General features: G+C 61.2%; 19 protein-coding genes and 1 pseudogene. 7 read left to right on the forward strand and 13 right to left on the reverse strand.

Annotated features, from left to right (window positions below; all coding sequences use genetic code 11):
• Window positions 1-57: 57 nt before the first annotated feature.
• Both VME63_RS12160 and VME63_RS12165 read right to left on the reverse strand, forming a co-directional pair.
• Window positions 58-633, reverse strand: a complete 576-nt coding sequence (locus VME63_RS12160; RefSeq protein WP_325433619.1) for a cytochrome b — start codon at window positions 631-633, stop codon at window positions 58-60.
• Between the two features lie 74 nt (window positions 634-707).
• Entirely contained in the window at window positions 708-2,354 is a 1,647-nt protein-coding gene (locus tag VME63_RS12165) for an ArnT family glycosyltransferase (RefSeq protein ID WP_325433620.1), read from the reverse strand.
• A gap of 280 nt (window positions 2,355-2,634) precedes the next feature.
• On the opposite strand from VME63_RS12165, the gene VME63_RS12170 reads away from it, so the two are divergent.
• Both VME63_RS12170 and VME63_RS12175 read left to right on the forward strand, forming a co-directional pair.
• The gene (locus VME63_RS12170) at window positions 2,635-3,729 is read left to right on the forward strand and encodes a glycosyltransferase family 9 protein (protein WP_325433621.1); all 1,095 of its coding nucleotides are present in this window, start codon (window positions 2,635-2,637) and stop codon (window positions 3,727-3,729) included.
• Between the two features lie 31 nt (window positions 3,730-3,760).
• Window positions 3,761-3,952, forward strand: a pseudogene (locus VME63_RS12175) (integrase core domain-containing protein); the annotation flags it as partial.
• 74 nt (window positions 3,953-4,026) lie between these two features.
• On the opposite strand, the gene VME63_RS12180 reads toward VME63_RS12175, so the two are convergent.
• Complete coding sequence (locus tag VME63_RS12180; protein ID WP_325433622.1) at window positions 4,027-5,334, reverse strand: hypothetical protein; 1,308 nt, start codon at window positions 5,332-5,334, stop codon at window positions 4,027-4,029.
• Window positions 5,335-6,736: 1,402 nt separating this feature from the next.
• On the opposite strand from VME63_RS12180, the gene VME63_RS12185 reads away from it, so the two are divergent.
• Window positions 6,737-8,185: a hypothetical protein gene (locus VME63_RS12185; protein ID WP_325433623.1), complete on the forward strand. Its 1,449-nt coding sequence runs from the start codon at window positions 6,737-6,739 to the stop codon at window positions 8,183-8,185.
• A 261-nt stretch (window positions 8,186-8,446) separates the two neighbouring features.
• Here VME63_RS12185 and VME63_RS12190 read toward each other — a convergent pair whose 3' ends face one another.
• Complete coding sequence (locus tag VME63_RS12190) at window positions 8,447-9,175, reverse strand: hypothetical protein (RefSeq protein WP_325433624.1); 729 nt, start codon at window positions 9,173-9,175, stop codon at window positions 8,447-8,449.
• Between the two features lie 940 nt (window positions 9,176-10,115).
• On the opposite strand from VME63_RS12190, the gene VME63_RS12195 reads away from it, so the two are divergent.
• Window positions 10,116-10,487: a SnoaL-like domain-containing protein gene (locus VME63_RS12195; protein ID WP_325433625.1), complete on the forward strand. Its 372-nt coding sequence runs from the start codon at window positions 10,116-10,118 to the stop codon at window positions 10,485-10,487.
• A 254-nt stretch (window positions 10,488-10,741) separates the two neighbouring features.
• Here VME63_RS12195 and rpoD read toward each other — a convergent pair whose 3' ends face one another.
• On the reverse strand, window positions 10,742-12,598 hold the full coding sequence (gene rpoD, locus VME63_RS12200; protein ID WP_325433626.1) for an RNA polymerase sigma factor RpoD: 1,857 nt from the start codon (window positions 12,596-12,598) through the stop codon (window positions 10,742-10,744).
• Window positions 12,599-12,763: 165 nt separating this feature from the next.
• On the reverse strand, window positions 12,764-13,204 hold the full coding sequence (gene dtd, locus VME63_RS12205) for a D-aminoacyl-tRNA deacylase (protein WP_325433627.1): 441 nt from the start codon (window positions 13,202-13,204) through the stop codon (window positions 12,764-12,766).
• Window positions 13,205-13,442: 238 nt separating this feature from the next.
• Between dtd and VME63_RS12210 the strand changes: the two genes are divergently transcribed.
• Complete coding sequence (locus VME63_RS12210; RefSeq protein ID WP_325433628.1) at window positions 13,443-14,321, forward strand: lipid A biosynthesis acyltransferase; 879 nt, start codon at window positions 13,443-13,445, stop codon at window positions 14,319-14,321.
• 63 nt (window positions 14,322-14,384) lie between these two features.
• Here the strand turns inward: VME63_RS12210 and VME63_RS12215 are convergent, their stop codons facing one another.
• From VME63_RS12215 to VME63_RS12230, 4 genes are all read right to left on the reverse strand, one after another.
• On the reverse strand, window positions 14,385-14,714 hold the full coding sequence (locus VME63_RS12215; protein ID WP_325433629.1) for a hypothetical protein: 330 nt from the start codon (window positions 14,712-14,714) through the stop codon (window positions 14,385-14,387).
• Window positions 14,711-16,438 (reverse strand): ArnT family glycosyltransferase, encoded by a 1,728-nt coding sequence (locus VME63_RS12220; protein ID WP_325433630.1) that lies wholly within the window; start codon window positions 16,436-16,438, stop codon window positions 14,711-14,713. The genes VME63_RS12215 and VME63_RS12220 overlap by 4 nt, the downstream gene beginning before the upstream one ends.
• 70 nt (window positions 16,439-16,508) lie before the next feature.
• Window positions 16,509-17,543, reverse strand: coding sequence for a CDP-glycerol glycerophosphotransferase family protein (locus tag VME63_RS12225; RefSeq protein WP_325433631.1), 1,035 nt, complete (start codon window positions 17,541-17,543; stop codon window positions 16,509-16,511).
• Entirely contained in the window at window positions 17,543-18,361 is an 819-nt protein-coding gene (locus VME63_RS12230; protein ID WP_325433632.1) for a glycosyltransferase family 2 protein, read from the reverse strand. Before VME63_RS12230 ends, VME63_RS12225 begins: the two co-directional genes overlap by 1 nt.
• Before the next feature lie 274 nt (window positions 18,362-18,635).
• Here VME63_RS12230 and VME63_RS12235 point away from each other — a divergent pair, with 274 nt between their 5' ends.
• Entirely contained in the window at window positions 18,636-19,898 is a 1,263-nt protein-coding gene (locus VME63_RS12235; protein ID WP_325433633.1) for an O-antigen ligase family protein, read from the forward strand.
• Window positions 19,895-20,749, forward strand: coding sequence for a glycosyltransferase family 2 protein (locus tag VME63_RS12240; protein WP_325433634.1), 855 nt, complete (start codon window positions 19,895-19,897; stop codon window positions 20,747-20,749). Before VME63_RS12235 ends, VME63_RS12240 begins: the two co-directional genes overlap by 4 nt.
• On the opposite strand, the gene VME63_RS12245 is transcribed toward VME63_RS12240, so the two are convergent.
• Genes VME63_RS12245 through VME63_RS12255 form a run of 3 tightly spaced genes read right to left on the reverse strand, consistent with a single transcriptional unit; the run spans window position 20,739 to window position 24,507 of the window.
• Window positions 20,739-21,755, reverse strand: coding sequence for a glycosyltransferase (locus VME63_RS12245; RefSeq protein WP_325433635.1), 1,017 nt, complete (start codon window positions 21,753-21,755; stop codon window positions 20,739-20,741). The genes VME63_RS12240 and VME63_RS12245 overlap by 11 nt on opposite strands.
• Window positions 21,756-21,765: 10 nt before the next feature.
• Complete coding sequence (locus tag VME63_RS12250; RefSeq protein WP_325433636.1) at window positions 21,766-22,776, reverse strand: glycosyltransferase; 1,011 nt, start codon at window positions 22,774-22,776, stop codon at window positions 21,766-21,768.
• Between the two features lie 6 nt (window positions 22,777-22,782).
• Window positions 22,783-24,507 (reverse strand): glycosyltransferase family 39 protein, encoded by a 1,725-nt coding sequence (locus tag VME63_RS12255; RefSeq protein ID WP_325433637.1) that lies wholly within the window; start codon window positions 24,505-24,507, stop codon window positions 22,783-22,785.
• Window positions 24,508-24,633: the final 126 nt, after the last annotated feature.

Raw genomic sequence — 24,633 nt, forward strand, 5'->3', positions numbered from 1 at the left:
TTGCGCCGGAAAAACGCCGGTGGAGAGTGATTTTCGGTCAGTTCCATCGCGACCGCATTAGCCGAAACTCATCCTGCGCATCGTGCCATCGCCGCGGCATAGGTGGTGATACAAGGCAGCACAGGCATGTAGACCTATGACACCGTAAAACGCATTTCCTATGAATTCGTGAATCTCCTTGACGCGATGCCACAGTGCGGGAACCGGGCCGACAAGATGGATGGGCCAAGGATAGCCGGCAAGCGGAATGGGTTTGCCATCAAGGTTATAGATAAGCATGCCAAGTATAGGCTGCACGAGAACGAATGCATAAAGCAGCCCATGCACGATCCGACTGAGGCGCGCATAGATGACCGTTTCAGCGGCACGAGCAGGCGCGCCACGCCAGAGTCTCCATGCAAGCCTTGCCAGCGAGACCAGCCATAGCACGGTGCCGATCCAAACATGCGCACCTATCCACCACGATCGATGAGGGTCCGTGTGAGAGCCGCGCATTTCAATCGAAAAATAGGCAAGAGCGACCAATGTCGCACTCAGCCAGTGAAAGCTTACGGCAATGCGATCGTATCTTGCGAAGGAGCCTTTCCCGCCGCCCATATCGATTCCATCTATTGAACGGGAAGAGCCTGGCATGGAAGGCTTTGGGAACGCTTAGTACGGCGCAAAGTAAGAAACCTTCGCCAAGTCAGGAAGCGGCCATGCACAGGCTATTCCGACGGCAGCGGCCCCCACTGATCCTCACGCCAGTTCGTGATGGTCTTGGCCGACCAGAGCGCAAGCCAGACACCACGGAAAGATTGTGCGTACAAGACATGCTCGCGCGCGGCATCAGACAAATGAGATGGATAACTGATAATCACCCCATCTGGATGTTTGTTCACCCAGCTCAACAGCTCTGCCGTACCGTGCAGGGAGCTGACTGGCTGCGTCAGTCGGCCCAGAAAGCTGAATTGTCCGTCGTAGGTTTGCATATTGGCGATCGGCCGCCCCTCCGACGCCACTTTCGCAAGTTCATCGGCTGCGGGAGCAATGTTGAACTGCGGCCATATTGCGATCGTGAAGGCGCTATTGGCGATCAGGGCACCCAACAGACCCGCTACTGCAATTTGCACAAGCTCGTTGCGAGCCGGAACCAGTAGATAGATGCCAAGAAAGCAAAATGCCGCGGCCAACAGAGGGCTTATGGGTGCCAGTTGGGCAAGCTCATGCCGTGGGTGTGATATGTGATGGATGAAATAGGGAAGCGACGCCAGACCAAGACATAACAAGAAGCTCGCCATCGCCAGCGGCCAGGGGCGTAGCCAGCGATGAGCAGGTGAAACAACGTCTTCCCGGTGTGTCGCCGCCGCGAACAACAATGCAAATCCCGGATATTCCGGCAACAGATAGTAGGGCTGCTTTCCGCTGATCAGCGAGAACGCGAGCACAACCGGCACCAGCCAGCAGGCTACAAACCGATAACCTGGTGCAAATGGAGGCCTCAGCTTGCCCAGTGCCACCCACAGCCTTGGCCACAACACGAAGGGAAACAGAAGTGCCGGCAGCGCAGCCATGTACCACCAGAATGGCTCGGCATGAGCGAACGATCGGACGATGCGCCCGGCGGTCTGGTGGACTAGCAGCTGCTGCCGGTAAGCCTCCCCGCCCAGCCATGTTGCGCACAAAACCCAGACAGCGAGCATGCTGAAAGCGGCCAGCACGGCGATGGCGCCCTTTATATACCAGTTGCGTCGCGACGCCCGTGCCCAGTCGTGCCAGAGCGGCCCAAGCAGCCAGGGGAATGCAACGTGCAGCAACATGACCGGCCCCTTGGCCAACATTCCCAACCCAGTGGCGACCGCAAACAAAACAAACCTAGGCGCCTGCCGTGACGTCGTTGGCGCAAGCGCTAGCAAGGCCGCCAATACGCAATCAGCCAACAGAACCTCGTACATGATCTGAAGGCCGAACAAGAAGCCGTACGCGAGTGCGGCGAGTATCCAGGGCGAGGCGTCGGCCATGCTTTTTCCGGAAGGAAATAGCCGCCGCGCGAGAAGCCATAGCAAAGTCAGTTCCATGCCGCCAAGCATCACTTCAAGCAGGCGCGGCCATACGTCATTGACGCCGGCCACCCACCACCCGATTTGAATGAGCCAAAGCAGTAAAGGCGCCTTTTCGCTGTAAGGAACGCCATTGAGATAAGGCACGATCAGGCTATGGCGGTGCCACATCTCCCACGCCACCGACAAGGTTCGCGTCGAATACATGGGCATGGGTCCATGCTGGAAGATCGCAATCATGGCAAGCGACAACCAACAGGGAAGCCACAGCCATTGCTTGAATTGGATCGATTCGAGGAGGGAATTGAGGCCCATCCAATAGCGGCTCCTGATGCGCAAGCGGTGCACTATAGCCAATGATCCAGACGGAAAACACGTCAATCGCGCCGCATTTTTAGCAAAAAACACCGTGCGCATCGGCACATCGGTGCGGTGTAACGGCTTTATAACGTGTCGCTAAGTGGTGGCTGATTTTCACGCGACAGACTTTGCACCATCGACGCAACGGACGCGTATCCGGCCGACGGTTTTTTCGATCGCGAAGTCGTCTTTTGACCCGGAAAAGCCATGCACCGACATTTGCCCAGGGTGATTATTGAATACGCTTTCCGCTACCGCGCATGATGCCGGGATTCCATCGGGCGCCATTCATCGCATATTGATTTGCAGGCCCAACCATCGGCTTGGAAACATGCTGCTTATTACGCCGATGGTTGCGGAGCTGGAGCGCCTGTACAAAGGGGCGGAAATTGACATCGTCGGGGAAGGGGAGCTTGCTTGCGACATCTTTGCGACGTTCTTTAGCGTCAAGAATGTTTATTGCCTTCCTCGCCGTGGGTTTAAACATCCTGCAAGCTTTCTCTCCCTCATATTGAAGGTTCGCAAGACCCGATATGACCTTATCATCGACCCGTGCGTAGGTTCCGGTTTCAGCCGGACGCTGACGCGCATCTTTAAAGGCCGTTACAAGCTTGGCTTCGGCGACGTCAAAGTAACCCACGGCCTTACCCATCACGTTCCACGGGGGATGGCGCCAAAGCACATGGCCAAGCGTTCCGTGTACCTGGCGCGTTGGCATGCATCGCTCAACGCCACTGAATCGCCCGGTTTTCCGACCCTCGATATCCGGCTTACCGAGGATGAGAGGGCCCATGGTCGATCGGTAGTTCAGCAGTTGCTAGATGCGCGCGCGCTGGGTCACGCATCACGCACGATCGGAATTTTCGCAGACGCAACCGGTCGCAAGCGCTATCCGGTCGAATGGTGGATGGAATTCATTGCGTCGCTGCAAAACCTGATGCCACAAACAGCAATCGTTGAAATCGTACCGATGCACGGCACGTCGATGCTCGATTCCGCATGGCCAACGTACTACTCCAGCAGCATCCGGCGCATGGCCGCCGTCATGTCGAGCCTCGATATCGTCATCAGTGCGGATTGTGGTGTGATGCATCTGGCGGTAGCGGCGCACGTACCAACTATCGGCATGTTCAGCGTCACCGATGCAAATACCTATGGCCCCTACGGCGTATCCAATAGCTGGTTGGTGACAAACGAGCTTTCGGCCAGCGACGCTGCCCAACGGGTTGCCGATGGGGTTCAACGAGCGCGGGAGAATGCTGGACAGTCAATGGCGAATTTTCTTGCGCCAAATAGACGAAGGCTTCAACGCGACGATTGTGATGTATAGCGATGAGCTCTTTCGCCGAGCTTAGGACATCGTGGAACGGTTATGGAAATCCGTGAAGTACGAGGAGGTTTATCTGCATGCTTACGAATCGGTCGTCCAGGCCAAGGCATCGCTGGCTCGCTACTTCTGCTTGCACAACGAACGACGGCCTCACTCGGCTCTTGATCGACAGACACCCGATGAGGCTTACTTCCCCACGACGGCTTGGCCCAAAGCCGCTTAAACCACGCAGGCGGTCCACTTATCCCGTCGAGCTTCGCTGTTAAAACTTCGGGACAAGCTCTGCATTAATAACGATCATTGGCGATCCGTTACAAGATGAACTTCAAATTGGCTTGTCTTGAAATTACACACTTCTTGCGCGCCAGATGAGTTAACTTTCCAAAGTTGGCTCGGCAACTTAGCCCCTTTCATGAGGTACTCAACGTACGTCACACCACCGTACGTAACCAATCGCGCGTGGAATCGCTCGGATGGCTTGTTATCCACACCGCGGCCGAGCTGCTTGAACCAGAGGGCGTTTTTGCCTTTTGTTGGATCGGCGACAGATTTGTCGTCAAACAATACGGGCGTTTCGGAATAGCCACCGCTTCCTGCGCCAGCGCCAGAGGCATACTCGTAACTTATCACTCCTACGTGGTGCTTCTTGCCCGAGTTGTCGAGATCGACTACGCCCGATTGAAGCAATGCCAAGGTGACACTTCCAAAGTCAGCCATGAAATCCATACGTGGATAATTTCCACCGCGAGGGTAGTCATCAATGCTCGGAACATAGGCGTCAGGTACATCCATTCTCTTCGCACTGATCCACGGATTCGAAATAGCAAGCCGATCGTCCGGACCCGGTGCATCCATTTCGACATTTGCCGCAGCACCTTTTGCTACAGCGTCACATACCCCTCTGTCCGTCGCCTTCATAACGATTGCTCGTGGAGCGACAACAAGTTTTGCATCACACACCGGCACGATATCGCCGCTTCTATCGATGGAAGATAGCGAAAAGTTCTCCTCATGTGCGTTTCTACCAAGCACCATAGGCTGTCCAAGGACCTTAACCAGTGACTCGGAAATGCCAAATCCCCAATCATCAGCACCATTGTTCAAGGCGTCTCTGGCATCTCGATCCGATGGCGACAATTTCTTCTTGAAGTCTTTGGACCAGACTAAAATTTCATTTGAGTGATCGGTCCCAACACTTGTGATCGACACCAAATTCAGGACAACCCCTTGAACAACGACGCGAGAGCCTCCTGAGGCATAGTAGTTGCTGTCAAGTTGAAGCTGGCCTGTCGCACGCGGATCCAGCGGCGTCAATGAGATGGATGGCATTGCCTCACTAAAGCGTCCCGCATTCAATGCAGACTGGACGGCACCGCACACAGCGTCAGCATTGGATGGCAAAGGAACATGGGGCGTGCCTGCTTCTTTTAGGTGATTGCTATCAACCCAACCCACCGAAACTTGAGTTGGCCCGTGGTATCGAACGAATGTTTCGTTTCCGCACTTCGTAACTGCATCAACGTTGTCGCCGCCAACAAGGTATGCCGAGCCCTGATCCTGATGGACGTCATCGGGGTTTATATCCAAGTCACTAAAGCGATGCATCGGAACACGCTCGCCCGTTTGGCTTACGATGACGGCCGACGTAACTTCAAGTTGCCCCCAAGCCGTCCTTCCTAGACTGCAATCATTGGCCTGAGCCATAGCTACAGACGCGCTGAAGATGGCGATGATTCCTACCAATAAGCAGGTGATGCTTCGACCAATACCTCGCATAAATCTCCCTGGCTGGCAATGACCTTCGTATACCTGAAAGATTAGACGTACTTCTGCTCTGGTTCCTAGCTGTGTGAAATAGCAGACGTCAGTATTTGGACTTGCGACTGCGTGTTATGACTTGTCGGACCCGCGACTCTCATAACGTCCTGTTATGCTCTGGAGCCTTTGAGGCTTGGAAATCTTGGTGTTCGAGCGCAGGATGCGTCGGCATGAGAGCATTAACTTCGATCATCGAGTTTGTCCCTGACAATTGTTGCCCTCATCGAAACTCTTGAGCCTGCTGCAACACTGGGCAAATTGAATTGTCGCCCTGGCGGTGCACGTGTCCAAGCATATCCGCGGTGTAACCATGGCTACCAGCTGGATTGGCAAGGACTGTAAGGGGGCAGGCAGGGGGCGTTAGGAAGCAGACCCTAGGAGATGTTTGGAGATCGACTCCTTGCAACGTTAGACGCAGGGCAGCAGAGCAGCGGAACACCTAGAGGTTCTCCGCTTACGACGTAAAGGTACGGATGCTGCTCTGGGTTGGCTCTAAGCTAGCTAGGCTACCAGTGAAAACTGGCAGTACCGTTACCAGCGAAAGGTGTCAAAACTGACAGTTATTGCTGGTATTACCACCACTGGTGTTCGCTAAAACATAATTTGGCCACGCGGTTAAACCATAAATTGGCCAACCGAAGGTGGTTTCGCGGCGCCAAATGGATTGGGGTATCGCAGACGAAAGTCCAGGAGGCAGGTGATCGCGAGCGGCCGATAGACTTGCTGACTGATACACGCTGTTGCCTACAGCGCTCGTGTGGAGGACCTCGCAATGGATGCGGCCCCTTGGTCGCCAACTGGGCCGATTCCTCAACGGAACTATCGCCAGAACATAGGGGCGTATCGTCGGCTGCTATCGGGACGCGGTAGATGGCTTGGCTCCCGATCCAGCCCGCCTCCTACGCTGCCATCTCCGGGGGTCAAAGCGACGCCATTTATAGGCTGGCCTCGAGCCCATTGCCCCGCCAGTAAACTGCGCGCAAAATCCAGCGTGACGTTGATAACAGCTTTTTTGCGCGCGGTGCATTTTCACAAGTGACTGATTTATCTATGAATAAATCGCCACCCTTTCTTTAAAAATAGTGTCGCCAAGCCTTTGGCTTTTGACCCCTAAAAACAGCGCAGCGTGACAGGACTGGCTATGATAATCGAGGCCCTAAGAAAACTCGGTCCGAGCTTGAGCACAAGCTTGATTGACCATCTGGCTTCCACCGGCCTTACCCGTGCCACGGCGCGTAAGCGCCTGAGCCGGGACATTGAGGCGGGAACGGTCGAGATCATCGAGGACCTAAAGTTCGCGCATGGAGCTAGGTTCGTCTACCTGCGCACCCAGAAAACATCGCTGGCATTCACCCGCGCGCTGAAAGATGTGGTCCTAGCGGAAGGGGGGGCCTACGCGAGGGCCGTCCATGCAGTCCAGGCACGCAGAGTCGTCCCCAAATGGCAGTTCGCGGCCGCATCCGGCGCGCCCCTCCAGCGCAAGGGGCACCTTACCCCGGGGCAGGTGCTCGAGCGTCTGATCGCCGCCGGCCTGTTCGTCGAAGAAGACATCGGTGGCCTCGGGCCAGCTATCGCTCTGGGCGACCGTTCCCGCACCATACCGTCGGCGGATGCCGCTAACTCCATTGCCCGCGGTGTGACCGAAACACTGCTCCTGGACATGGTTCGCGAATGGGCGAGGCGGCATGCGTTCTCATCATGGGAGGCCACGAAAGTCCGGCAACAAAAACGACCTCCTCCCGAAGCCGGATCGTATGCATGGGACCTGACCAGCCCTTGCTATCTGTTGCCCCTCATCGGCTGGTCGAGAGGCAAGAAGACTCACGGCTTTTTTGTGTGCGATGTGTTGCTTGCCGGAAAGGTCAAGGAGAACGGCGTATCAGCCTTTCTCCATAAGTGTGGGTCTCTTCGCCATCTCAGAGTTGGCCCAGTGCTGCCTTTGTTTGTTACCGACAGCTATGACCAAAAAGCCTTCAACCTAGTCAAGGCAGCCGGGGTGGTCCCGGCAACCATTGACTCACTATTCGGCAAGGACGCAGCCGCCGCTTTTCAAGAACTGGCCCGCGTCCTGTCTGATGCTCTTAAGGGCAATCTCGATGCCGCACATCTGGCCGACGTCGTCCGGCGCCTCACGAAAGTAGAAGGTGCGCTCGGCAATCTGCAAGGCGCTCTGTTTGAATTCATCGTTGCCGAAATTGTCCGACATGAAGCACCCAGCACCCGTCTTGAGCTAAATCGTCACTGCAAGGACCGGGCGGGAAAGAGCGTCGAAGTCGACGTCTGGGCGCTCGACACTAATATCGCCCGCTTCGTCGAGTGCAAGGGCCGCGAACCAACGTCCGAAGTCGCCGACGCCGAAATTGATCAGTGGCTCGATGTCCGCATTCCGGCAGTTCGTCACCACCTGGAACAACTGGCCCAACTCGCGTCGGTGCCCCGTCCGACTTTTGAGCTTTGGGTGACGGGCCGCCTTTCAGACAAATCGACGGAGCGCATCAAGCGCACGCGTGCTGCCAATATTCGAAAGTTCGACCTCATCGTAATCGACGCGAACGGGGTAAAGGAAAAGGCGCTCGCCACCCCCAACAAAGCCCTCGTCGATACGCTCGAACAACTATTCAAGGACACGCCAGGCTGACAGTCGTTGAACCGCAAACTGGCCATGTGAAATACTCTTTGCACTGGCAAGCGCTAAATTCAAGCTACCTCTGCAGCGCTAAATTGGCATCTCCCGGATGCGGGGGCTTCCATGGGCACTCACGGGAAATGGTGTCGGAGACAGCTCGGCACACCTAAACCCATCTAGTTGTCCCCAACACCATTCTTCAGAAATCACTAGGCGCAGACGTTCAACGCCTAGGTCAAACCGACTTAAATAAGCGACTATTTAAATAGATCGTTACGCATTTGCCGAATCAAGCGTAATGTCGATAGCCACCTTGTACGTCGTCAGAGAAATACCCCAGATCTCATCATGTTCTTCACTACCACCGCAAACAAGCGCAACTGGAGTGCCGGCGCCATTGACAATAGGGGCACCACTGCATCCGCGAAAATGGACGTGCCCAGGATGCTTAAAGGGCAGCTTAAAGACGTGGTAGTCACCCTCTGTGCGGAGGAGTTTCAATCCCACGTAAGGGCGAAGCTCACCGGAGAAGTACTGTTGACCAAAGTGTTCCTCTCGCTGGGCCATGACCATACCGCAGAATCCGAAGGTGTCGTCGGGATCCGGTGTTTCTGAGAAGGTCAATGTGTGGACAGTAATAGGTGCTTCAGCCTTGATCCTGTTTGTCGGGGCTTCTATCTCTTGTCGGTACGGAGCGGTGGTTCCTGGAATTTCCACATACGAGAAGTCCACGTCCTCAAGTACTGGTGAGGTAAGTGTCGCTTTAGCCAAAAAATTCATGGCACCCAAGCGGTGCAGCTGGGTGCCTACCTGTGGCAGGTAGCGAAGTTGCAGAGCCCAGTTCGCTTGATCTCCGGTTGCGTGTGCGACAGTTAGCAGAAGCAACTTGTCACGATACCTCGCGAGACAAGCGGATGCGGCTCCAGTCGGCATGGAATCTTGCCCAATACGAACAAGAGGAGCGCTAGACAAGAGCAAGCTTGTTTGATCTTCAGCGTCCATAATCGATGGTTTCCCCAATAGACACAACAATCGAAGTAAGTGGCCGCAAACCCTAACCCGAATACGCCTTACGCGTAGGTCTTTCCCCACGCCCAATTCTTTGCGACAACCACAAAAACGGTTGCCTTGAGGCGCTCCTCGAGTAGAATTTTTCTAACTCTTTCCCTAAGTAAATCCCGAAGTTCACCGGCGCGCTTCTCATTCCAGCGGCCCGTGTACTTTGCAACGTAGGTGTTCGCCGGAATCCTGCGAGTCTCGTTATCGATCGAAGCGCGAACGTACTTATTGAGCTTTAACCTTGCCAATCGTCTTTTAACTATTGCGTACTTTTCTGGTTTAGCTCCATGCAAGTCAAATGTCACAAGTGCAAAAGTCGCCATATTGCGCTCTGATTGTTGGTATGCAGGTGTCCGAAACGGCCAACTTATGCTTTAACGAACAACTGGACATCCCTGGATGTCTAAGTGGTGGGCCCACCAGGATTCGAACCTGGAACCAAGGGATTCGCGTGTTCCGAAAGTTTCCTTTCGGCGCGGACTATCTCTTCACCCTCCGACGTTGTTGCACGTGCGGGTGGGGTGCGGGACGCTCGAGCCTGTTATGAAGGGCGCTGTAGCCCTCAGGTAGTCTCTGCACCGTCCGGCGGTGTACCGCCGGCTTGGCTCAGGGTTGCCATCGATCCGCGCGGGCGCGTCGCTAAGGTTTCCCTGAATTCATCCCGATCCCGTTCGCGCATTACGGCGCGGCGGCACCTTTCGATGAGTCCCCTGCTCTAACCGTTGAGCTATAGGCCCTATCTCGTTGGGCATGATAACAGCATGGCGGGCGGGCTGGGTTGCCGGGGAACGTTGTTTATTAAGGCGAGAAAAACCTCACGCTTCGGCCTTCTTAACGTGGTGAGGGCCACGATGGGTTCTCTTTTTCGCGTGGAGGTGTGGCTATGAGCACTGCAACGGTTGCGGACCGTCTGGTCTCGTTGTGCCGCGAGGGCAAGTACGAGGAGGCGCAGCGCGAGCTGTATGCGCAGGATGCGCTAAGCATCGAGCCGCAGGAGATGGCCGATGGCCCGATGGGGAATGTGAAGGGTCTGAAGGCGATTTTGCAGAAGGGCCAGCATTGGAAGGATAGCCTGGAGGCGGTTCACAGCAGCGAAGTGAGTGATCCGGTGGTGGCCGATGGTTGGTTTAGTGTCGCGATGCACGTGGATGCCACCATGAAAGGGCGAGGACGTGCGGATATGCGCGAGATCTGCGTTTATCACGTGAAGAACGACAAGATTGTGCAGGAGCAGTTTTTTTACGACGTGCATTGAGCGCGCGGAGCGGCTTGCGATGCGTGCCTGGCGGGAAGACTCCCCTGTCCACGTGCGCCGGGCACGGCGTTGAGTTGGGTCTTGGCGACGTTCTGTCGCGAGGTTGGGTGTCCCTCCCCAGTTCCCTCGGCGAGCGGGGAGGGGCAAAGGATGGCCTTCACCCGAGCCTTCTCCCCGAAGAGAAAAGAAAAAGCCCCGCATGCGGCGCTCCGCATGCGGGGCTTTATTTTGCGGTGCGCGCGTTTGTGAGGTGCTCAGTCGATATCGAGGAAACTGCGCAGCTGTTCGGAGCGGCTGGGGTGACGCAGCTTGCGCAGGGCCTTGGCTTCGATCTGGCGGATGCGCTCGCGGGTGACGTCGAATTGCTTGCCGACTTCTTCCAGCGTGTGATCGGTGTTCATGTCGATGCCAAAGCGCATGCGCAGCACTTTGGCTTCGCGCGGGGTGAGGCCGGCGAGGACGTCGCGCACGGTTTCCACCAGGCCCGTTTCCGTGGCCGAGTCGATCGGCGAACTGGCGTTGGTGTCTTCGATGAAGTCGCCCAGATGTGAGTCTTCGTCGTCGCCGATCGGGGTTTCCATCGAGATCGGTTCTTTGGCGATTTTCAGCACCTTGCGGATCTTGTCTTCGGGCATGTCCATTTCCTTGGACAGCTCTTCCGGCGTCGGCTCGCGGCCGAACTGCTGCAGCATCTGGCGCGAGATCCGGTTGAGCTTGTTGATCGTTTCGATCATGTGCACCGGAATGCGGATGGTGCGCGCCTGGTCGGCGATGGAGCGGGTGATGGCCTGGCGGATCCACCATGTCGCGTAGGTGGAGAACTTGTAGCCGCGGCGGTATTCGAACTTGTCCACGGCTTTCATCAGGCCGATGTTGCCTTCCTGGATGAGGTCGAGGAACTGCAGGCCGCGGTTGGTGTACTTCTTGGCGATGGAGATCACCAGGCGCAGGTTGGCCTCCACCATTTCCTTCTTGGCGCGGCGAGCCTTGGCTTCGCCCACGGACATGCTGCGGTTGATTTCCTTGATGTCGGTCAGCGGCAGGAACAGCTTCTTTTCGATGTTCTGCAGTTTTTCCTGCTCGCCATCGATCTGCTCGCGATACGCCTTGATGTTGGGCGACCACTTCTGGCGCTTGCGGCCCAGCTCTTCGGCCCAGCCGAGGTTGCCCTCGTTGCTTGGGAAGGTCTTGAGGAATTCGGCCTTGGGCATCTTTACGTGCTTGACGAAGATGTCCATCAGCACGCGTTCGTGGTGGCGAATGTCGTTGACGACGTCGCGCAGCTTGCGCACGAAGCTGTCGATCAGCGCGGACGGCAGCTTGAGCTTGAGGAATTCCTCCGCCATCTGGTCGCGCAGCTTGGTGACTTTCTTGTCGTTGATGTCGGTCGCCTTGGGGGCGGCCTTCTGGAATTTGCCGTAGTAGTCGCGCAGCAGTTCCATGCGGCGCTTGACCTCTTCCGGATCGGGGCCGCTGGGGCCTTCGTCTTCGTCGCTGCCGGCTTCGCTTTCTTCTTCCTCTTCTTCCAGGCCGTCGGCGTCGGCTTCGGCCAGTTCCGCTTCGGCCAGCGCGGCGTCGGCGGCCTGTTCCAGGTCGGCGAAGCCGGCCAGGATTTCGCTGAGACGGCGCTTGCCGTCCAGGTGCTGGTCGTACTCTTCCAGCAGCAGTTCGATGGTCAGGGGAAAGCTGGCCAGGGCGGTCTGCACCTGGGTGAGGCCTTCTTCGATGCGCTTGGCGATGGCGATTTCGCCCTCGCGGGTGAGCAGTTCCACCGTGCCCATTTCGCGCATGTACATGCGCACCGGATCGGTGGTGCGGCCCACCTCGGCGTCCACGGCCGAGAGCAGCGCAACGGCTTCCTCGGCGGCGGTTTCGTCGTCGGTGGTGGAACCGGGGGCGTTGTCGGCGAGCGGATCGGCATCGGGCGCGGCGTCGTGCACGTCGATGCCTACGCCCTTGAGCACCGCCATGATGTCTTCGATCTGCTCCGGATCGACGATGTCGTCGGGGAGGTGATCGTTGATCTCGGCGTAAGTCAGATAGCCCTGCTCCAGACCCTTGGAGATGAGCGCTTTGATTTCTGACTGTTGCTCGTGGGCTTTGTTATTCATAGCGTCCGCCGCGGGAGTGGAACTGACCAGTATAGCTATGTGCTGCTTTTTTGACCAGTTTCAAGTTGAAAAATTCGCAAATCCGCACACGCAAAAATCGCGCCAAAACATGGGTTCCGGCGCTTTTTTCGGGGTGTCCGAGCGATTCATTCGCATGCCGTTCGGCTACTGCGCATCCAGCCAGAACGTTACGGGACCATCGTTGATCAGGTGTACCTGCATATGGGCGCCGAAGCGCCCGATTTCCACTGCCGGATGCGCGGATTTGGCCAAGGTCACCAGCCGTTCGAACCAGTGGCGCCCATGCTCGGGTGAGGCGGCGCTGGTGAAGCTGGGGCGCATGCCCGACCGGGTGTCGGCGGCCAGGGTGAACTGGCTGACTAGCAACAGGCCGCCGCCGGTGTCGGTAAGGGAGCGGTTCATCTTGCCGGCATCGTCGGAAAACACGCGATAGCCCAGCAGACGTTCCAGCATGCGCCTGGCCTGCGCTTCGCCGTCCTCGGGTTGGATGGCTACCAGGGCCAAGAGGCCCGGGCCGATGGCGCCTACGGTTTGGTTGTCGACATCGACGCGCGCGGACAGCACGCGCTGGATGAGTGCAATCATGGATGGGCGGCTGGCAGCAGGACGAGTACGGCAACTTTGCAGGGGAATGGCTGGACGGTAAAGAGGTTGGCGGGTCAGCGAATGCCGATGGCGCGCGAAGGCGTTCACTGAGCGGTGCATCTGCAGTGTTCAGCGGCAGCGGCGGCGAAAGCTTGAGTGCGTGCCGCTGCCCCCTCGCTACCGATGCGGCCTGCCTTTACCCTTACGCGTCCGCCTCAAGCGCCGCCCGTTTACCTCCATGCGTCCCGACATCTACCTGGTCTATCTGCTGCTGCGCCTGCTCGGCTTGCTGCCTTTGCGCTGGCTGCAGGCGATCGGTGCGGGCCTGGGGCGGCTGGCGTTGCGCCGGCGAGGGCGGATGGCGCGCTACACCGAGGTCAACTTGACGATTGCGCGGCCGGACCTGGACGACAAGGCGCGCGCCGCCTTGTTGGGCGAGGTCATGGAAGAGGCGGGCAAGTCGATGACCGAGATCGTAAAGATCTGGGGTGCCGGTGCCGAGCGCGCGCTAGGCCTGATCCGCGAGGTGCGCGGCGAGGCGCTGTTCGATGCGGCGCTGGCTTCGGGCAAGGGCGTCATCATTGCGGCACCGCACCTGGGTTGCTGGGAACTGCTCAATTACTGGCTGTGCCGCAAGACGCCGATGGCCATTCTCTATCGCCCGCCGCGCATCGCGGCGGTGGAGGCGCTGTTGCGCAAGGTGCGCGGCGCGCTGGCGCCCGAGCAGGTGCGTGCCGAAGGCGCGGGCGTGCGCGCGTTGTACAAGCGCCTGGCGGCCGGCGGCACGGTGGGCATTCTGCCGGACCAGAAGCCGCGCGCGGGCGAGGGCGAGTTCGCGCCGTTCTTCGGCCGCGAAGCGATGACCATGGTGCTGCTGCCGAGGTTGGCCGCGCGCACCGGTTCGACGGTGTTGTTTGCGTTCGCCGAGCGTCTGCCGCGCGGCGCGGGGTATCGGATCCACTTTCTGCCGGCGCCCGAGGGCCTGGCCGACGCGCAGTTACCGTGGGCGTGCGCGGCGCTCAATCGCGGGGTGGAGCAATGCGTGCAACTGGCGTTTGCGCAGTATCAGTGGCATTACAAGCGGTATTCGGCGGATAACCGGCCCAGTCCGTATTGACGCCCGATGGGGAGGTGGCGCGTCATCGGGGCGCGTCACGGCCCATGCGGCCCAAGCCATGAATCAGCCTGGGCCTTTTTGCTCGATCCTGCGCAAAAACACCACCATCTCTTTCTCTGCCTGCTTGTCGCCACGCGTACGCGCTACCTCGATGCCTTGCCGCCACGCTTGGGCGGCGCCGGTTTCATCGTGCAAAGCCAGGCGAGCTTTACCCAGCAGTTTCCATGCCGCCGAGTAGTTGGCGTCGAACGACACGGCATGCTGAAATTCCGCCGCCGCCGCCGCGTGTTCGCCTTGTTCCAACAGCGCATTGCCCAGCGAAAACCGCAACAACGCACCGTCGCGCGGGCCGCCGCATTGCGCGCGCAAGCTGGCGATCAGCGCGGCGCTCACGGCTGCGCGCCGTACTGCGCCTCGGCGCTGGGAAACACCTGCGGCTGCTGCGCGGGCTCGGGCGGGGTGCGGTGCGCGCGCAGGTCCGCCAGGGTCGGCGCCGGCCACACCACCACCCAGGACGAGCGGAACGGTTGCGCCATCAGCGCATAGCGCAGGGCGTCGGCGTCGAGGTGGTTCGGATGGGTAATGATCAGGCCGTTGGGGTTGTCGCGGGCGAAATCCTGCAGCGATTTGCCATCGCGAATTTCGGTGATCGGTTTGCTCAGCCGCCCGGCGAAGTGGTACTGGCCTTCGTAGCTGCCTTCGATGCCGATGGGCCGGTTGCTCTCTTGCGCGGCGGCGATGAAGGCGGTCGCGGGCGTCAGGTCGTATTTGTGCCACAGCGTCAGCGTAAACAGCGTGTTGAGCGCCAGCGCGCCGAACAAGCCTGCCACCGCGACACGGCGCATTTCGCCGCGTCCGCGCACCAGCAGCAAGCTGCCCAGCAGCAGGAACGCCACGCTGAAAGTGCGGCTGTAGGGCGCGGCGCCTTCGAACCATTCGCCATGCAGGTGGTGATGCGCCACCAGGTTCGGCATGGCGAACAGGAACAGGGCGAACAGCACGCTGCCGATGCCCAGCGGCCAGCTACCCAGCCAGTAGTTTTCCGCAAGCGCCGTGTGGCGTTCGCGCATCACCGCGATCGCGCCTGCCAGCAGCAACATGCCGCCGCCGAATTCCGGCAGCGGGTAATAAAGCTGTTTGCCGCTGATCAGCGAAAACAGCACGAACACCGGTACCAGCCAGCACAACGCGAAACGCATGCCGGCGTCGAACGGCCGGCGCAACGTGGCCAGCGCCGCCCATGCGCGCGGCCAGCCGCTGAAAGGAAAGGCCAGCAACAGCAGGAAGGGCACGTACCACCAGAACGGACGCGCGTGCGCCTGCAGCGGCTGGTCGTGATGGATGCCGCTGACCACGCGCCCGGCCGTCTGCGTGAAGAACAGCCGGTGCCGATACGCATCGCCGCCGCTGAAGCCGGCGGGAATCGCCCACGCCAGCAGCATGGCCATGCCAAGCAGGATCGACAGCACCCCGCGCCCGTACCAGCGCGCTCGATGCTCGCGCGCCCAGTCGTTCCAAACCGGACCCAGCAGCCACGGGAAGGCGATGTGCAGCAGCATCACCGGCCCCTTGGTCAGCAGGCCCGCGCCGATCAGCAGGCCGAACAACACCCAGCGCGGCTCGGCGCGATCGGCTTTGGGCGTCAGGCACAGCAGCGCGCCCAGCACGCAGTCGGCCAGTAGCACTTCGTACATGATCTGCAGGCCGAACAGGAACGCATACGACAAGGCCAGCAACATCCACGGCGCGGCCTTGGCAACCCACGGGCGCAGCGGGAACAAGCGCCGCGCCAGTGACGACAGCAACACCAGCTGCACGCCGCCGAAGATCACTTCCAGCACGCGCGGCCACGCGTCGCTGACACCGAACACAAACCAGCCGGCGTGGATGAGCCAATACAGCAGCGGCACTTTCTCGCTGTACGGTTCGCCGTTGATGTAAGGCACTAGGAAGTGGTGTTCGCGCCACATCTCCCAGGCCACCGCCAGGGTGCGGGTGGAATACAGCGGCATCGGCCCGTGCGAAAAAATCGCGAGCAGGGCGACCGCGGTCCACAACGGAAGCCACGGCCATAGGCTGCGGAAATCTTCGGATCGGCGAAGGCTGTTGGTCGACACGATTTGTCAGGCCGTCCCTGTCTAAGGTGAGCGTAATTTTAACGAATGAGCGGGCTGAACCGGCTATTACTCAGGCCGGCCCCCAATAGCCGATGCGGCGGCGCAATTTTAGCTTGCGCCATAAATTCAAAGGCTTGCGCCTGCGATTGCGTGCGCCTGCAGCAATGAACGCATCGATGGCATCCAGCACGCGTTCGCTGGAATGGCCGTCGCGATAGGGGTGGATCGCTTCGCCGAAGGCTTTGATCGCCTGCATCAGCTCCGGCGGGCGCGCCAGCGCGCGCTCGATCGCCGGTTCGAATTGCGCGGGGTCGTCGATGTCGATCAGCTGCGGACCGGGCGCGCGATTCTTGAAGGTGACGACCGGCTTGCCGGTGAGCAGGAATTCGCTCAGCGCAGAGGAGGTGTCCGAACACATCATGTCGACCTGCGCGAACAGCTCCAGGATGTTGTCGTTTTCGGCGAAGGTAAGGTGCTCGTTTTGCAGCGCCTTGAATTTCGCGGTCGTCTCCGGCGCCATCTTCGGATGGAACGACACGATCCAGCGCCAGCGGCCGTCGCGCGAAAGACGCTTCACTTCTTCATAGAGCGTTTCCGCCGCGCTCCACGATGGCGAAAAGGTGGAGTGATAAAGGATTACCGGCGGCGTGCGCACCGGCGGTAACCCGCCGGCGATGTCCTTCATGAAAGGATCGAGCTTGGGCCAGCCGGTTTCGGTCACGGTGAAGTGGCCGAGTTTTTTTGCCAGCGCGCCGAACTGCGCGGTGTCGCGCGGACCGGTGGTGCAATACAAGTCGAAGAAACCGCGGATGTACACATGCCGCGGCTTGCCGGCGTTGAAGCCGTGGAAGGTTTCCACTTTCACGCCGGGGAAAAAATGCGGCAGGTGATTGCTGGAGGTCACTACGGCGATCGGGTTCCAGCGGCGCACCTGTTCTACGTCGAGCAGTCGCTCGCCTTCCACCAGGTCTTCGGCGCCGGGACCGTCGAAGAACCACGCCGCCTCGTCGCCGCGCGCGCGAATGGCCGCCTGCAGCGGGCGCAGGATGGCCAGCGCATAGCGTTCGGAACCGTACAGCAGGTAGTGCTTCTTGGGTGCGGGCATCACGGGTCCAGTCCGGCGCGGGTCAATGCGTTGGCCGCGGTATCGCGGGACGGCGGATTCTGCCGCATTTCGTAATAGCGCATGCGCTTGTACGCGGCATAGCTGGCGGCGGTCTGCGAGATGGCGTAGCCGCGCCAGCCGTCGAGAAAGCCAAGGCGCAGCAGGTAATCCTTGATGAAGGCCAGCGCGAATACGAACGGCGTCTGCCACATGCGCGCGGGCTTGTCCTTGTCCAGCCAGTCACGGCATTTCAGCTCGGCGTACAGCAGCACCTTGAGCTGTTTTTCCGCCAGGCTGGGATTGTTGTCGTGCAGGAACGGCGCCTTCATGGTTGGCGCGGCGCCCTGGAATTTAAGCGATTCGTGCACGCGCGCATCGCTCCAGCGCGCGCGCTCGCGATGGTAGAAGCGCGCCATCTTCTCGCCCACGGCCGGGCGGTACCAGCGCATCGGCCGGCCCATGTAGATGAGATGCCGGCGCAATATCGCCGCGGCACCGTCGCTTTGCATCAGCGCGGGCAGCCGCAGCTGGAGTTCCTCGATCAGCGCGGGCGTCAAGTATTCGTCGGCATCCAGCATCAGGATCCACGGATGGCTGCACTGCGTGGCGGCGAAGTTGCGCTGCGGGCCGAAGCCCAGCCAGTCCTGATGCAACGTGCGCGCGCCGTGGGCCTGGGCGATGGCCACGGTGTCGTCGGTGCTGCCGCTGTCCACCACCAGCTTTTCGGCGGCGAAGGGGACGCTGTCCAGGCAGCGGGCGATCTTTGCCGCCTCGTTGCGGGTCATCACGACAAGCGTGAGCGGAAGAGGATGAGTCATGCGGGCATTCTAGCGGAACGCTGTCGCCGGCCACGCCGCCCGTGCCTGTCACGCCGCGGCAACACGCAGGCGGCCCATCCTGACAAGCGCGGCGGCAAACTCGCAAATCGTGATGCGCGGCGGTGTATGCCATTTGCCAGTCCGTTGCGTTTCAGCTTGTTTGGGGCAACATGCTCGGCATTCGAGCCGGTCGCTGGATGCCGCAGGGATGAGGGGCGCCCGTTGCAGGGCGCGACGGATAGGGCGCGATGAAACCTGGGAAGCACGTTCCAGCATGCAGCTAAAAGAATCCAAGATGTCGGCGGTGCGCGGACAGCGCCTGCACCTGCAGGCCGATGTACCCCAGTGGGTCGGCCGCTGGCTGCTGCTGGGCATGTGGTGGCTGCTGGTGGGGCTGGCGGCAAGTCCGGTGGGCGAAAAAGTCTGGAACCCGGGCAAGCCGTATCACGACAGCCTTGTCGTGCTGTTCATCGCGCCGGCCGTGTGGTGGGTGTGGAAGCGCCGCGGTGAATTCGGCCGCCGGCTGGTCGGTGGCATCGACGGCTGCCTGCTGCTGGTGTTTCTGGCCTGGGCCAGCCTGTCGGCGGTCTGGGCCAACTACGGTCACGTTGGCGACATGGTGTTCAACGCCCTCTACATCCTGCTGTTTGTGGTGGTGTGGGCGGCGCTGGTGGCGGGCAATCCGCAATGGTTCCGCCAGCTGCTGTTCTGGGCGGCCATGGGGCTGGCGCTGGTGGCGCTGGGCGCGATCACCGTCTTCCCCTCGCGCGTGCTGCATACGTTGAGCTGGCAGGAAGAAGGCCGGCTGGTCGCGTTCGGCGCACTGGACAATCCCAACCTCGCCGCGTTCGCCTATGGCGCGGCCATCGTCTGGCTGGCGCAGAGCGCGGTGCGCGAGCGCTACAAGCACGTGCTGCAGGTGCTGGCGCTGATCGCGATGGCGGCATTCGTAGTGGTGACTTATTGCCGTTCCGCGTGGCTGGCGATCCTGGTGGCGCAGGGCTGCATGCTCGTCGCCGCGCGGCATGGGCACGTTCGGCTGCGCGCGCTGGCGATCCTGGTGGTGTCGGGCCTGGCGGTGGCGTTTGGCGGCTGGCGCTACGTCGCCGAGCGCGGCATGTCCTACCGCGCGCAGATCCTTGAGCAGGCCTGGGGCTGGATCAAGATGCATCCGTGGCGCGGCCTGGGCGAGGGCAGTCACTACACGATCCAGGTCGCCGACCAGACCTGGACGCACAGCCATAACGCCTTCACCCACAATGCGATCATGCTGGGCATCCCCGGCGCGCTTGTGTGGGTGGCGCTGTGGCTGATCGTGGGCTGGCGCGGCTGGCTGTTCCGGCACATCAGCGCAGGGCGCTGCCTGCTGGCGCTATGGGTGTTCGCCACGGTGGCATTCCAGTTCGACGCGCCGGAGCTGATGCAGAAGCCAAGCGTGGAATGGTTCCTGGGCTGGCTGCCGGTGGCGATGAGCATGGGCCTGGCCTGGCGCGTGCAGGACAGCCGGCGTACCCGCGGCACGGAGGTTCGCGCATGAGCGAGGCGGCCAAACCGCAAAAAGTGTCGCTGATCGTCATCACCTACAACTGGCCGGCCGCGTTGCAGCAGGTGCTGCGCAGCGTGGCCGGGCAGCTGCGGCTGCCGGACGAAGTGATCGTCGCCGACGACGGTTCGACCGACGACACACGGCGGTTGATCGCCTCGATGGCGGCCAACTTTCCCGTGCCGCTGCGCCATATCTGGCAGGAAGACCTTGGCTTTCGCGCGGCGCGTTGCCGCAACGTGGGTATTGCGGCCAGCCGCGGCGACTACATCGTGCTGATCGACGGCGACATGGTGCTGCATCGGTCCTTCATCGCCGATCACCTGATGCTGGCCGAGCCCGGCTACTTCCTGCAGGGCGGACGCTTCAAGACCAGCGCGCAGGAAACGGCGCGCCTGCTGGCGGGCGGCCGCCCGGTATTCGCGCCGTGGGCCGATGCCGATTTCCATGTCTTCGACGGCATTCGCCGCTTGTACGCGTTTCACGCCCCGGCACTGGCACGCTGGAAGGCGCGCGGCAAGAACGGCGGTCGGGTCATGAGCTGCAACACCAGCTTCTGGCGCGATGACTTGCTGCGCGTCAACGGTTTCGATGAGCGCATGGAGGGCTACGGCGCCGAAGATCGCGAGCTGGCCGCGCGCCTGGAAAATGCCGGCCTGCGCCGGCGCCAGCTGAAATGGTGCGCGCTGGCGGCGCATCTTGAGCATGCCTCGCGCGCGCAGATCGACGTGAACGACATGAGCCTGCCCAACAATCGCCTTTATCGCCAGACGCTCACCGAGCGCATTACGCGCTGCGCGCAGGGCATCGACCAGCATCTGGACGACCCGGCGCTTAGCGCCTGATCTGGGCCAGCGCGTCGCCCACGCGCGCGGCGAAGCCTTCGTGATTGCTTTGGAACCAACGGCGTGCGCGTTGGCCGGTGGCGTGCAGTGTTTCATCGCTCATGGCCATGGCCTGGGCCATCGCTCGTTCCATCGCCGCTTCGTCGAAGAAGTAGGTGGTGGTGTGGCCCATCGTGCCGGTGCTTGCGTGGCCGACCAGCAAGCCGCGCCCGGCGTCGATGAACTCGTTCATCGGCGCCGCATCCGTGGTGATGACCACGGCGCCCACGCCCATCGCCTCGGCGATGTAATGCCCCCATCCCTCCGCCTCGGACAGGCATACGTGAAACGCGTGCGCGTTCTGCAGTTCGCGCAAGGCTTCGGGCGATACGTATTCGGTGAGATGGCGGATGTTCGCCTGTGCCGGGGCAGGCGTGGCGCAGTGGGGGTTTTGCAGTACGGTCAGCAGCGGCCATTCCGGATGCTTGCGCCACAGCGCGAGCAATCGTTCGGTGCCCTTGATGCGGCTGCCGCCGGCCAGATGGAAAAACTGCCGCGTGCGTGGAACCTGCGCGTCGTAATGATCGTCGCTGTCGAAGCCGACATAAGACGTCTTGCAGCCAAGGCGTTCAAACAGCGCCTGTGCGTGAGCGGTTTTCGCCCACACCCGATCGATGCGCCCAAGATGCGCGGCATCCTTGCTGTCGAACCATTCGGGATTGGGCAGCGCAATGTTGTGGCGCGCCAGCGGCAGATGCAGCGGCCACAGATGTTCGAACATGATGTTGAGGTCGAAACGCGCCTGTCCGCGCAGCTTGGCCCACGCGTGGCGCAAGTGACTGAACAGCACGCGCCGGCCGCGGCCGTAACGCCAGCGGTTGTGTTCGTCTGCCTCGCTTAGCGAGGTGATGTGCACCTGGCAGCCATTCGCCTTCAACGCGTTGGCGAGCAGCTGCGCGTCGCGCGTCAGCCCCAGGCCGTTGTCGCGCACAACCAGGTTTACGCTCAAAGGCTGGGGCGTGTTCACGGGGCCGGCCTCAGTCGTTCGGCGCTACAGGCAGCGCGGCGGCAATCGCTTCCAGGAAACGCTGCTGGAAAGCGCGGTCGTTGGCTTCGTACCAATCGCGCGCGGCCGCGCCGAGCGTGGCTTGTTCCTCGGCTGTCATGGCGATGCAGCGCTCGATGGCCATGCGCATCGCGTCGGGATCGAAGTCGTACAGCGTGGCCAGTTCCTGCGTGCCGGCAGCGTGCGCGCCCACCACCACGCCGCGCCCGGGCGTGACCAGTTCGTTCATCGGTTCGGCATCGGTGGTGATGGTGACGCAGCCGGTGCTCAGGCTTTCGATCAGCGAATGGCCAAAACCCTCCGTTTGCGACGGACACAGGTGAAACGTGTTGGCGTTATGCAGGCGCCGCAGTTCGGCCTCGGGCAGGAAATCGCGAATCAGCGTTACATGGGCGGGCGTCGGCGGCAGGTCGATGTGCTTGCGGCGCCACACGACGGTCAATCGCGGCCACTGCGGGTGGCGCGCCCACAGTTCCAGCAAGGGCAGCGTGCCCTTGTTGCCGCTGCGGCCGGGGCCATGGAAGAAAGTGGGCTGGCGCGCGACGCTGGCGTCCAGGTAGTCCGAGCCGGTGAAACCGATGAAGCGGGTACGGCAGCCCAGTTCGCTGAAGATACGCTCGGCGTGGCGCGTCTTGGCGAAGATCAGGTCGATGTGCGGCAGCTCCGGCAGCCATTCCTCGCGGAACCATTCCGGATTGGGCACCAGGATGTTTACGTGCGCCTGGTCGAACGATTCGGGCCGCACGTGTTCGAGCATGATGTTGATGTCATAACGCGCGTTGAGGATGCCGCTGAACCATCCGCGCAGCAGCCGGCGCAGGCGCGCGTGCAGGCGGCGCAGGCGGTTGCTGAGACGGCTGCGATGGCCCAGCCCCGTGATGGTGACATCGTGGCCGCCCTGGCGCAGCAGGCCGGCGAGCAGGTGCATGTCGCGGGTGAGGCCGGCGCCGTTGTCGCGTGCGATGAGGTTGATGTTGGCCATGGTCGATCAGTCGCCGGTGTCGTCCGCCTCGGTGTGCGCCGCCGGCTTGCAGCCGGGCACCAGCGCATCGGCCTTGAACAGCCACCAGTCGCGGCGATTGGCATGGCCGACGTCGATCGCCTTGTCGCGCTTCACGCAATGGCCCATCGCCGGTTCCTGCACGAACAGCCAGCGCGTGGCGGGTGCGGCGGCCTGCCAGGCGACCGCGCGCGAAAACTGCAGCGTGGTCGGCGCGCTGAAGCCGAAATCGGTGGCGGGATGATCGAGCATCAGCATGTTTTGTTCCGTCCAATCGACCAGGCCGATTTCATCCTGCGGCCCCAGATGCGCGCGCACCGCGTTCATCAGGCCCGCGGAGGAGGAGCTGTCGTTGAGCAGCGGATACGCCCACGTACCCCACACCAGCCACAGCGCCAGCATGCCGCCGGCCACCGCCCAGTGCGCGCGGCGCAAGCGGAAGACGGCAAGCAGGATCCCTTGCGTGGCACCGATGACGATGCACATCCACCATAGACTGTTTTCAGGGCCGTCGAAACCGCGATCCACGGCGAGCCTGGCCGCAAACGCCGGATGCGCCACCAGCGCATACACGCCCAGCGCCAGCATGCCGGTGCCGAGCAGCGCGACGAACACTGCGCACAGTGCGCGCAGCCAGCGCGTGTGCAGCAGTTCGTCCAGATACGGCGCGGTGATCAGTGCCAGCATCGGCAGCATCGGCAGGATGTACACATCGCGCTTCCCCGCCGAGGCGCTGAAGAACAGCAGCACCAGCACCATCCAGCCCAGCGGCAGCAGGATGCGCGCGTCCCTGGCCTGCAACGCGCGCCACCAGCGCGGCAGCGTGCCGGGGTAGGTCAGCGACAGCGGCAGCCAGTTGTAGAGCAGCAATGGCAGGTAATAGAACGCCGAATGGATGTGGTGCCATGCATGCGCATAACGGCCGGCGGTCTGGTGGAACAGGATATCGCGGACGTAGGCCGCATAGCGCGGATCGCCCGCGCGCGCATGCGCGGCCAGCAGCATCGGCACCAGCCACAGGCCGATGGCGGCAAGCGTGGCCACCAGCCCAAGCAGCCAGCGCCACCACGCATGGCGGCCCATCCTGGCCACGCCGTGCCACCCGCGCAGGCTGGCCCATGCGTAGGGCAGCAGCATCAGCAAGGCGAGAAAGCCCACGCCCTTGGTAATCACGCCCAGGCCCGCGCAAAAGCAGCCGAACCAGTACGCGCGCCAGTTCGGCCCGCACAGCGTATGCCGCAGCAAGCCCCAGTTGGCCGCGGTGATGAAGAACACCACCAGCGGATCGATCTGCGCGCGCTTGGCCTGGAACACGAACTGGATGCACATCAACGCGGCCATCGCCGCGTACAGGCCCACCTTGCGCGTCCATAGCCGCCCGGCGAGGTCCTCGATCAGCCATAGCGTGCCCAGTGCGGACAGCAGCGAGGGCAACATGAAGGCGATGCGCCAGTTGCGCACGATTTCGAAGCTGGCCGCCTCCAGCCACATCAGCATTGGCGGCTTGTCGGCGTACAGTTCCACGCCGCGATGCGGGAACAGCCAGTCGCCGCTTTCCACCATCTGCTTGGCGACCAGCGTGAAGCGGGGCTCGTCCGACGGCCATGGATCGCGCAGGCCCAGGCCGACGCCGAGCATCAGCAGGGCGAACGCGGCGAGCAGCCAGAAAAGGCGGCGTTCCTGCGGCGTGGCGGTGGGGGCGGTTGCTGGCATCACGACGTCCGACGGCTTGGCTCCTCCCTCTTGCCTAGCAGGGGGAGGTTGGGAGGAGGTGGCGCGCTTGCGGCAGAGTGTGGGTTTTACCCCACCCCGGCCCGCCCCGGCTGCAAGCGGGGGCGG

It is taken from the genome of Dyella sp., from assembly GCF_035503745.1.
GTDB lineage: Bacteria > Pseudomonadota > Gammaproteobacteria > Xanthomonadales > Rhodanobacteraceae > Dyella_B.